12 protein-coding genes are annotated in these 10026 nt (G+C 38.0%); all 12 read right to left on the bottom strand.

The window, feature by feature from the left end:
- Positions 1-206: 206 nt before the first annotated feature.
- The 12 genes from H164_RS0113880 to H164_RS0113825 are packed head-to-tail and all read right to left on the bottom strand — an operon-like array spanning position 207 to position 9930.
- Positions 207-437 (bottom strand): RodZ family helix-turn-helix domain-containing protein, encoded by a 231-nt coding sequence (locus H164_RS0113880; protein WP_019969187.1) that lies wholly within the window; start codon positions 435-437, stop codon positions 207-209.
- A complete protein-coding gene (locus tag H164_RS0113875; RefSeq protein ID WP_019969186.1) occupies positions 430-987 on the bottom strand; it encodes a M23 family metallopeptidase in 558 nt (185 codons plus the stop codon). The genes H164_RS0113880 and H164_RS0113875 overlap by 8 nt, the downstream gene beginning before the upstream one ends.
- Before the next feature lie 6 nt (positions 988-993).
- The gene (locus H164_RS0113870) at positions 994-2196 is read right to left on the bottom strand and encodes a hypothetical protein (RefSeq protein WP_154652168.1); all 1203 of its coding nucleotides are present in this window, start codon (positions 2194-2196) and stop codon (positions 994-996) included.
- 19 nt (positions 2197-2215) lie between these two features.
- A complete protein-coding gene (locus tag H164_RS0113865) occupies positions 2216-2770 on the bottom strand; it encodes a conjugal transfer protein TraO (protein ID WP_081622307.1) in 555 nt (184 codons plus the stop codon).
- A 9-nt stretch (positions 2771-2779) separates the two neighbouring features.
- On the bottom strand, positions 2780-3901 hold the full coding sequence (traN, locus tag H164_RS0113860) for a conjugative transposon protein TraN (RefSeq protein ID WP_019969183.1): 1122 nt from the start codon (positions 3899-3901) through the stop codon (positions 2780-2782).
- Positions 3886-4908, bottom strand: coding sequence for a conjugative transposon protein TraM (traM, locus tag H164_RS14975; RefSeq protein ID WP_019969182.1), 1023 nt, complete (start codon positions 4906-4908; stop codon positions 3886-3888). Before traM ends, traN begins: the two co-directional genes overlap by 16 nt.
- Positions 4909-4919: 11 nt before the next feature.
- On the bottom strand, positions 4920-5591 hold the full coding sequence (locus H164_RS0113850) for a hypothetical protein (protein WP_019969181.1): 672 nt from the start codon (positions 5589-5591) through the stop codon (positions 4920-4922).
- A 6-nt stretch (positions 5592-5597) separates the two neighbouring features.
- On the bottom strand, positions 5598-6374 hold the full coding sequence (locus tag H164_RS0113845; RefSeq protein ID WP_154652167.1) for a hypothetical protein: 777 nt from the start codon (positions 6372-6374) through the stop codon (positions 5598-5600).
- Between the two features lie 8 nt (positions 6375-6382).
- Positions 6383-6928, bottom strand: coding sequence for a hypothetical protein (locus H164_RS0113840; RefSeq protein ID WP_154652166.1), 546 nt, complete (start codon positions 6926-6928; stop codon positions 6383-6385).
- Entirely contained in the window at positions 6906-9344 is a 2439-nt protein-coding gene (locus H164_RS0113835; RefSeq protein ID WP_019969178.1) for a TraG/VirB4 family ATPase, read from the bottom strand. The genes H164_RS0113840 and H164_RS0113835 overlap by 23 nt, the downstream gene beginning before the upstream one ends.
- Positions 9335-9640: a hypothetical protein gene (locus H164_RS0113830; protein ID WP_019969177.1), complete on the bottom strand. Its 306-nt coding sequence runs from the start codon at positions 9638-9640 to the stop codon at positions 9335-9337. The genes H164_RS0113835 and H164_RS0113830 overlap by 10 nt, the downstream gene beginning before the upstream one ends.
- On the bottom strand, positions 9640-9930 hold the full coding sequence (locus tag H164_RS0113825) for a hypothetical protein (protein ID WP_019969176.1): 291 nt from the start codon (positions 9928-9930) through the stop codon (positions 9640-9642). The genes H164_RS0113830 and H164_RS0113825 overlap by 1 nt, the downstream gene beginning before the upstream one ends.
- Between the last annotated feature and the right edge of the window lie 96 nt (positions 9931-10026).

Below are 10026 nucleotides of genomic sequence, written 5' to 3'. Positions count from 1 at the left end.
CGGTTAGGCCCTGACGGAAAAGCCAAAACAAGGCTACGCACCACATCGATAGGCTTAAGGCCGTTTGTCGACGTGGTGCGTAGCTTTGCTTTGGCGGTGCCCGTACCACTTTAATGGGTGGGCTTATGCGTTAGGGATTGCAGGGGAAATTCTCTTTGTAAAAGAGGATTGGAACGTAAAGCCCGGCGGTTTCCGAAACGCCCAAATTAAAATTCTCCTTCAATGGCTTTATCAAATAGAACATTGAGATCGATTCCTCTTTTCCGCAAAAACATCAGATATTTTGCAACGGATCCTGTACTTCCGTTCACTTCTATATTTCTAATCTGTTTAACAGAAATCCCCGTTGCTTCTGAAACATCACTTCCCTGCAAGTTTAACCAAACCCTTGCCATTTTCAGCTGTTTCCCAAAAGCTTTCTTCTGTTCCTCATTCATGATTGATAAAGTTAATTGGATTTATAAATCTTTTATTTTTGATGATTTCGTAGTGAAGATGATTTCCAGTACTCATTCCTGTAGAGCCTACAAAACCTATACATGCCCCCTTTTTAACCCTTTGTCCAACTTTAGCATAAATATATGTAAGATGTGCATAACAAGTAACGAAACCATATCGATGTGCTACGACGACCTTTTTTCCATAGCCGTTCGTTATCCCGGCAAATATCACCGTCCCCTCTGCAGCACTATGTACCGTCGTGGCATACTGTGCAGCCATATCCAGTCCGGCATGAAAGATTTTTACCCTTCTGATTGGATGAAATCTGTTTCCAAAATTGCTGCTTACTCGATATTTTCCTTTTATCGGTTTGGCCGATGGCACATACTTAAAAATATCTTTTTCCTTCTCAATTATGTTATAGACCGGTGCTATCTCCTTAAAAGTCCGGGCAGAAGCAAGGACCTTTCTACACAATTCTTTCTTACTCTGTCCTGTAGGGGACAAAGTAAGAAAGGATATGAGAATAGAAAAAAGCAAATTCATCTACTCTTAAAGTTTTATTTCATAGTCATTTTTTTCTTTGATTTCTTTACCCTTTTCATCAATATAAACCTGAGAGTATTTGATAACATTTGTTAATTTATAAACTCTGCCATGAACATCCGCCATTCCTATAATTTTTAGATCCTTCACGCTAAAAGCACCTATCTCCGAAAAGAATTGAGGTTTAACCGCCTGAGAAACAGAACTATTCTTTGGTATTTTCAATACAACCCTTTTATCTGGAACATACCGAGGGTGTTGTGTAGAAACTGTAAATGATATTTCTATCTCTGTATCTTTAAGTACATATGGTTTTCGCTCGTTTAATGTATTAATAAAAGTTGAAGTCATAAAAAATCGAGGGGAAATACTTTGGTGGTCCTTTGATTGTCTTACTCCAACACAATAAATCGATATATCGACAATCGGAGAGAAAAAAGGAGTAAATGTCGAAGAATATTCATTTCCATATTTATCTCCGACCGTCAACTTAATTGTATTATATCCTTCTTCTTTTTGCTCATAAATATAATTAAACTCTTGTTTTTTAATTCCATCCATCAATCTAACCGTCTTTCCTGAAGCAACAGGAACAGGTTTTCCATCTATGTAAATATAAAAAAACGATTCAAGATTTCCACCTGTAATTTCATACTTTAGATAATGGTAATTCCCCTTATCCATATAATTATCGACGATTACAGAACCACGACAATTCTGTCCAAGAGTCTGTGATTTGGGCAACAAATTAGAAAAAGAAACGTTTGTTCCTGTTTCCACATCAATTTCTTTTTCTACATCATAAGAATATTTTCCATTTTGGAATTTAAAAGATAGTGTTTGCTTACCTCCATTTTCTGGAACGTAATATAGTACTAATGTGTTATCAGCAAATACATCTCTAAAAACTGTTTCTGTTGGATAATGTAAATCTTTCTTTTTATCTTTATATACATATCCGTTTCTATTATTTACTTTGAATGAGATTTCTATACTATCCGCTTTTGTCTTAACATCATTCAAGGAAATCTTAAGTTTAACAGGTTTTCCAATCTTGTTAACAACACCTTCATTCTCTATTTGCTCTATTTTTGCAGTAAAGGAATAATCTTTTACCTTATCATCATCATCGTCATTAGCACAAGAAAAGAACATTAGGGAAGATAGTAGAAATACCCCAAGCGCACAAAAATTCATTATTTTTTTCATAATTATAATTGATTTATAGTTAGAATATAAGCTGTCTGATTCCAATTCCAATAGTCGTATTCCACTTCCGCAAGTCACTCATTGGAGAATAGCACTCTTTTACCTGCAGGAGGAATGCCGTCTTTGAAAATGCAAAAAATTCCGCTTCACCTGCAACAAGTGGTATTGCCATAAATCTGCTCTTTATATCCGATACTCTGCCATCGGAATTCACGTAATCTTTTGCTTTCCCTATATCTTCATATCCACCTTTTACGCCAATACCAAGATTAATGTAAAGGTTGTTATGGTTGGAAACAACCATATGCAAATATTCTATTTCTGCCATATAGTTCAGAATATCAAACTCACGAGTATAGATTTTTCTCTTATACTGTGTATATTCTCCTGTAATCCGGAATATGTCGGAGCTCGTCATATAATGTGAATATCCAATACCGGTATTCCATCCGGTATATTTACCCAGTGAAAAACCACCAAAAACATCGATACCACCAATACCTTTTGAATGTCGCTGCCCCATCATAACCATAGGGAGTAGTAAGGTAAATAGTAATAAAAATAGCTTTTTCATATTTTTTATTTAATTGTTATTAATCATTCCTTTTTGAAATATCTTTGCGTCGAGAATATCAGCTGCAGGAACATTAAATTTAAAATGCCGCCCTCCATTTTTTTCTTGTATTTCTATGACAAACTGTCTATCTTCAGGAATCGTAAACTTATCAAAAGCCACTATCCAGTCCATTTTGATTTTATTCTCTACGATAGAAGAAAACCCTTTCTGAAAGATAGGTTCAAGAACGATTTCCTGTGATGCGGTTTTCTTCATCGTTTTTCTGTCCGTGATATAGTACTTTATAAAATCTATATCATAATTGATAGAAGACTTGTTATGCAGCTGAAGATGCATCAAGAGCGTATTATTCATAACATATACATTCCATACGGAAAAATTCACACTACCTTTTCTTGCTGCAAGATTGTAGATATTTCTCTTTGACTTCAGAATATCGTTACTTATAGCATTCTGATCAACTTCATTTATCTCGACATCATTAAAAATGGCAATATCCTTTTGATTATTCAGTTTAGAACTATCAGCAATGACATATGAGAAAGATCCCGGAGATTTACTATAATCTACATTCAAAGTATAGAAAGTCCCATCTTCAGTAATAACAGAAACATTTGTTTCGGGGAAGTTCGAGTCTACAGCCTGCACTCTGATTATGTTGTCAACTTTTCCGGCCCTTTCTACACTTATTGTATTATCCCCAAAGTCTATATATTTAATTTTTGAAGGATATATAAGATGCGTACTATTTTCACTACACACAGCTATTTTCTGCGGTTCTACATACGTTTTACCTTCCCTAATGTATGAGAACTTAGGTTTGTCTTCATAACGGAGCATGTAAGAGTGAAAGACTCCGTCTGAGGTCACAACTGACAGATTAGTAGTGCCACTGAAATTACGTTCCTGTGATTTCAGCCTTATTACATTATTCACGTCTTCCGGCTTATCTACAGCAACCTTATTACTGTCTCCCACATCAAAATACTTAATTGAAGTAGAATATATAAAATGCAGCGTTTTATCATACGAAATACCAATCTGCATTATTGCACCCGGTTTTAGATATTGTGCAAATGTACTTACACACCACAATACAAGGCAGAAAATAATCAATTTTTTCCCCATTGCAAATATATTTTATAGTTGGTTCTCACCGTAGCCTTTTGTGTCCTCACTTTTTTTGAAATGACGGATTTTCCGGCAGAAATAACAGCCCTCGTAGCACTTCCGATAATTCCGGTCCCGGTAGGATTTACTTCACCTACTCCGGCCTCTGTCACGTCTCCCTTTGCCTCTGCCTTGATATTTCCCGGCACATGAATACCAAGAATTCCATCTCTGTCGTAAACATCAAGATTTACAGGATAAATACTATTGGAAAGCCTTAAAGACGAAACCTTGACGGTCATTCTTTCACCTGAAAAAGAAACCGTCCCATAAACAAAGGTGTTTTTGGGGACAGACATTCCATTTATATTCATATCCTGTAAAAGATGCATTTTTAATGTGGAGCCGGCAGTAACTGTCTGGTCACCGTGGACAACGGCAGCAATGGCGTTGTCCGTATTATTTTTTTTTGAAGAGGAAGAAAAGAACCTCCGTCCTTGCGGTTTAACTGGTTCTTTGGCAGGAACCGTCATTGGTGTCATCTCTCCATCCGAATAAGCTGATAATTCTTCACGTGAAGATAGTACTACGGTTTGTCTCCGTTTTGAAGTCTTGGGAGTAGCCTGTACAGGAGAATATGCGTATGCTCCGGAAGTAGTACTTCCTGAATAGCCATCCATATTTCTTGTGTTCCTATTTGTTCGAAGTTGTTTTTGTAGTTCCCGTACTTCAGCGTTGTCTTCTACGATTTCATCTGAAGTCTGCGGAAGCGTCCCAGCTCCGGAGGTTCCAGCAGAGAGTGCAGGGGTTGACTCTTGTATTGCACCTGTCTGATTCTCACTTTTTCCATCTCCGGATTTCATCATATCTTCGACCGTAACTTCTCTTTCATCTTGAACTCTCACGGAAAGTTCGTCTTCTTTTTCCTCTCCGGGCAACGTGGCAAAAACCACGATAATACCTAAAAGAGAAAAAGCCACAGAAGCGACAATAATGATAATCTTTCTTTTATCTGCTGATTCCATTTTTCTAATATTTACATTGTTTCCTGACTTTCCGTTTCATTACCGGTTGCCGGCTGTTCCTCTGCTATTCTCCAAGTCTGCATGAGTTTATTAAAAAAGAAACCAGTTACATTCTCCGGAAACTGTGGTGTTGTTCTAACGATGGTACCCTCCGATTCTATGATAAACTTCCTTGTTGTACCAGATTCCGTGTAGACTGTCAATTTAGATAAGAACCGTACCTGATAAGGCTCGTTTTCTCCTTTAAAACTCAACAAACTGTCTATCTCACATTTATATACTGCACCACTATTTACCGCATCAAAATAAGCCTTGTCATTATAATATTTGTTGGTAATGGCCGTTAAATCAGCCTTGTTTATATAGAATGAAGCGTATGCCTGATTTCTCTTGACGCTCACCCTGTCAAAAGAATTTGCATATTGCGTCGCCTGTGCGCACGTATTCTTTATTAGTGCTGCAAAGAGTTCCGTTTTCCTCTCCGCGCTCGTCTTTAGATACTCCCCGCTCCTTTCCACCACCACGACTTTATCCATAGCCGTCAACGAGATATATGCACCCCACAAAAGCACACATACAACGACTGTTAGGGAAAACAATATGCACAGCTTGGTATTAGTGGAATTCACCTTCTTTGCCTGCACGAGTGCATCAAAATCTTTCAGTATCTTTTCTTTCTTCATAAATTATCAATTGAGCAATTTCCATGTATATTTAGATGCAGCACTGAAAAGTGCCAGTTTAAAAATCAATGCTACCACTAAACTCAATAAATCAAAATTGACCGATGTTGTCTCCCAGCTTCCAACAATCGCATCCGAAAGTGTCTCAGCAAAAAAGTTGGCTATCAGATATGATGGTATCAACATATAACATATGGCCAGATTCTTTAGATACGTTATCGTTATACCTCTTGTCTGTTCACTTAACGCACAGACAACGGCAATAGGTGTGACAATCTTCAATAACGCTAAATAGAGATACCGTCCTGCTGCAAAGATGAAATAAAGATATTCCGTGAGATAGTATATCAGCATTTCTATAAAGATATACACAGGGAAGAACAGACTTTCTAAGGCGGAGACTATCATACTGTCTTCTTGCACCTTAGAAGAAAAATCTTTCAAGAGTTCATCGTACATGGCCTGCCCGTCAACATCCTTTGGTCCCGGAAACTTTGCCATGAAAGATGTCTGTACATCAGCCAAAAGTTCCTCTATTGTATTGATCACCGGCGATGCAGCAATGATGATACCTGCACAGATGAAGTATGTATAGAAAAGGGTAAAGAAAGACTTTATATTGATAGGTCGCTGCGCGTCCCCACTATACGCCTCCTTATATGCTGCAATAAACTTATTTACAAGAATTATTACGCAAATCAAGGCCGCGACAGTGTACATTCCGTTTCCAACCTCATTCTTTTCAATGATGGCAGAATATGCTTTCTTTATGTTTTCCAACACATCCGATTTCATCTTTTCTTCAATTTTTTCATAGCATTGTTATAGGTCTCAAATCTTGACTTGTTCAATTGGAGCTTAGAATAAAACTCTTTGGTCTGCTTATTTAACTCCGACAGCATTTGTAATCTTTCCCCGTCCGTCATTTTGGCGGATGGTGTAACTATAGATTGGGCCAGAGAGAAAATTCCTTGACTTTCCTCCAATATTTCTTTCACTCTGTCCGTATATCTCATATACATTTTTACATTGGCATAATCTCTCCGGGTAGTTTCGTCTGCCGCTAATTTTACGATTTTAACCTGCCTATCAATGACATTAAAAAGTAGCTGGCTGGTTTTCAGAAAACCACTAACCTTTGCATACAAGTTAATAGACTCTGTCAGAATCTCTTTGTTTTTTGTCAGAATCTCTATCTGTGATGCAGCCTTTTCCAAAGAAGAAGCCCATCCTGCCTGATTAATTGCCATTTGGCCCGGATCAGTTACGGCCATTTGTGCACTCATCTGTACTAATCCAAAAATTACAAATAAGCTAATTAAGAATACCTTTTTCATACTTCCTATTTTTAGACTGTTTATATTTTTCTATCGCTTCCTGCATATTACCTGAAGTACGGTAATTTTCATCAATAGCCTGCCATGCCTCACCATCCGTTTGGAAAGCCAGAAACTTTTCTGGCGACAGCTCCAAGCGCATGACAGTAGCATAATTGTCACCAAAGCACATGAATATTTCCGAATACGGCCTTTTCCCTGAAAAATCATTCCCTATTGATTTCATCAGGTTTATTTGGCTCTCCTTATCCATTTGGAAGGCCCTCACTACATCATTATAGACGACTTCCGCCGCCGGCAACACATAAAGAATCTGCGTATTTGCAAACATACCCTTTGTATACTCGTTGTCCGGTAGCTGTGATGGTGTCTGTATAACCGTTATAATCGCCCCGTTCTCCTTACGTAACTTTTGATAGAAGAAAGCCACCGTCGAATGTATATCCGTACCACTGGACAAATCTTTGATAGCCTGTGATTCCGCATATTCATCAAAAATTAATTTTCCTCTCACGCTCCGGTCTGAAAGAATTTTGTTTTCAATGGTATCATACAAAATACTCATGACCACGGTAATGAGAAAAGGGTCTTTCTTTATTCGTGTCAACTCAAACACAATAAAGTCCTTATCCTTGATTCTTTCCTCCCTATCAGATTCCCTACACACATTCTCATAGAATCCACCGGGCAAGAACTCACTACAATTATGCTTGAAGCTGTCTAAATCAAAATATTCAGGTTTAATATCAAATCTTTCAAACAAGGAACTTCCCTGTTCTACAACATAGTTATAAAAATCTGGAAAACTATGTCCTATTTGTCTATCCTTGTAATATTGAAGCAGAATTTTGGTAAGGGATACTACTTGTGGTGTTTCAGTAACCAGCATCGGCATACGCCAAAACTTAAAAATCAGATTAACGAGCATCTTTATTTTGTCTGGTTCCGGATAGCCGTCCACCCTAAAAGGATTTATGCCGAGCGGTTCCTTTCCATCATAATCGATATGCAAGGACCTTTCCGGATAGAGTTTTGCTATTTGATAGAAACTCTTTCCGAACTCCACCACAATATCTTTAACTCCATTTTCGATGTCCTGTTGTACGATATTCAGAGCCGTAACAGACTTACCACCTCCTGTACTGGCCACTATGATACCATTCCTTGCAGCTATTCTCTTTTTCCCAGCATCCCACAGGTCCTTTTTTATAGGAATTTGATAGATACGGTCATTAAAGAACGTACCCTCTTCATCACTTGTGAAAGCCGTATAATTAATATTCAAGCAAAGTGCTGAATGTAAGTCTGCCAAAAACATTAACTCCTCCGGCATTGATGCCACCCTACCGATGACAGAAGAGACGAATATCCTGTAAAGTGCATCGTATGACGGTATATAATACCTGCAATCAGCATTATTAAAGACATTCTTCACCATATCCGTCCACTTCTCCAGTTGCTCGTCCGTATCATCAAAAACGGTGATATTATAGCTTGTCCGGCACAGCAGATTTTCACTTTCATTCAGTATCTCATCCTGCATGGTCTCCAGTCCATGATACTGCACTTCTATTTCCTTGTCGAATGACCTGTGCCGTCCAAAAAACCTAACTCGTTCCTTCAATTCCTCCTTATAGGCACTTCCATTGAACTTCCACACCTGATTGATGACATGCTGACATGGAAGAAATACACCGAGCTGTTCCAATGGTGCCATATACATCTTGTTACTTTTTCCCAACGTAGCATCCGGAACGTAATCAGAAAGGCTGTCCGGTAGGTAATTTTCATCGCAGATAGAAAATACGACAGCTTTTTTATTTCCTATCTGCATTTTATCTGCAAATTTAATATCCCTAATTCCAGCATCCTGATGGAATCCATTCACATATCGAAGCGCATATTCTACAATATCTCCTTTTGACAATTGGAACACCGTTTCATTTCTGACATTTCTGATAATGGAAATTGCACTCTCGACAGAATCGACGAATTCACCGAGTTTATCCCTATCGGCCTTTGCCATTCCCTCTTTATATGCGAAAGGATTACTTTGATATCCCTTTTCTAAAGTGGACAGTCCGGAAAGTGTAAAAGCAAGAAAAGAGAAATGCTGTAAATATTCCCTTCCATTAAAGTAATCACGCTGTGCCCGTTGTATATAACTGCTTCCACCAATGGCCGAACTATCAAACTTTTGTTTTAAGAAGACATCCTGCTTATGGACATATCCGTACTTGATGTGACTGAATGCCCTGTAATAGTGGTTATGCCTGTCATCAAATCCGGAAGCATCCATCGTATAGGCCTCTGACATCTTTAATCCAAAGACAATTGTAATGCTTCCATCTTTGGAAAGGATACAATTGTCCTCAATGGACAAAATACCATATGCCTGTGCTGCCGTTATTTCCATCTCAGAATATCCCTGTTTGAAACAATTATTATTTTTCTGTCGTTCTTGTATTTTCGCAATTTATCTGTCCGCGACATATTCATGAAGACAACCCGAACAATTACAAAAACAATTCCGAGGATTACAAGAAGACCGACAAAACCAATAAAAGAACCTCCGTGTACAGCCCCCATAAAAGAGACAAGGCCAATTATCGTAAGCCCTCCACCAATTCCACAGTAGGCATAAAAATATTTGGCGGTCATTCCCTTTATCTTCAAATCCGTCTCCAGTCCTTTTCTGACCTTGAACTTCATTATATAGACAAAGACATGCTTCCTACTAATCGTACTATACCTGCGAGCACGGCAATTCCTATTATCACATACAGAACCACCCAGACCACATTCATGATTGCACCCTTTCTTGTCCCCGTCCCGTCACGGTCGACAATTCCATCCAAATTTGTAAAAATGGCAATGGCCACACTAATAACAATAATACCAGCAATTACGGGCACAGCATAATTGCTAAGCACTTCATTTACTTTCCCTTTGACACTTGCCTGCAATAACAGACTTGTTGCATTCAATAAAAGACTATTCATTTCTCAATTTTTAATTATTAAAAAACTGAATGCAAATGTGTCTAAAAATTCCCTTAATCGGAAATTTTTAAGATTTTATTACGGTTTTTTTTTTTT

The organism is Segatella maculosa DSM 19339 = JCM 15638, assembly GCF_000382385.1.
Classification (GTDB): domain Bacteria; phylum Bacteroidota; class Bacteroidia; order Bacteroidales; family Bacteroidaceae; genus Prevotella; species Prevotella maculosa.
The sequence above is the reverse complement of the archived record's forward strand: the minus strand, read 5'-3'. Positions and strand labels throughout refer to the sequence as shown.

Bases quoted from the DNA above. Each gene is read 5' to 3' on its own strand.
- traM (WP_019969182.1), bottom strand. From the start codon at position 4,908: ATGGAATCAGCAGATAAAAGAAAGATTATCATTATTGTCGCTTCTGTG.
- H164_RS0113875 (WP_019969186.1), bottom strand. From the start codon at position 987: ATGAATTTGCTTTTTTCTATTCTCATATCCTTTCTTACTTTGTCCCCT.
- H164_RS0113850 (WP_019969181.1), bottom strand. From the start codon at position 5,591: ATGAAGAAAGAAAAGATACTGAAAGATTTTGATGCACTCGTGCAGGCA.
- H164_RS0113870 (WP_154652168.1), bottom strand. From the start codon at position 2,196: ATGAAAAAAATAATGAATTTTTGTGCGCTTGGGGTATTTCTACTATCT.
- H164_RS0113825 (WP_019969176.1), bottom strand. From the start codon at position 9,930: ATGAATAGTCTTTTATTGAATGCAACAAGTCTGTTATTGCAGGCAAGT.
- H164_RS0113835 (WP_019969178.1), bottom strand. From the start codon at position 9,344: ATGGAAATAACGGCAGCACAGGCATATGGTATTTTGTCCATTGAGGAC.
- H164_RS0113880 (WP_019969187.1), bottom strand. From the start codon at position 437: ATGAATGAGGAACAGAAGAAAGCTTTTGGGAAACAGCTGAAAATGGCA.
- H164_RS0113830 (WP_019969177.1), bottom strand. From the start codon at position 9,640: ATGAAGTTCAAGGTCAGAAAAGGACTGGAGACGGATTTGAAGATAAAG.
- H164_RS0113865 (WP_081622307.1), bottom strand. From the start codon at position 2,770: ATGAAAAAGCTATTTTTATTACTATTTACCTTACTACTCCCTATGGTT.
- traN (WP_019969183.1), bottom strand. From the start codon at position 3,901: ATGGGGAAAAAATTGATTATTTTCTGCCTTGTATTGTGGTGTGTAAGT.
- H164_RS0113840 (WP_154652166.1), bottom strand. From the start codon at position 6,928: ATGAAAAAGGTATTCTTAATTAGCTTATTTGTAATTTTTGGATTAGTA.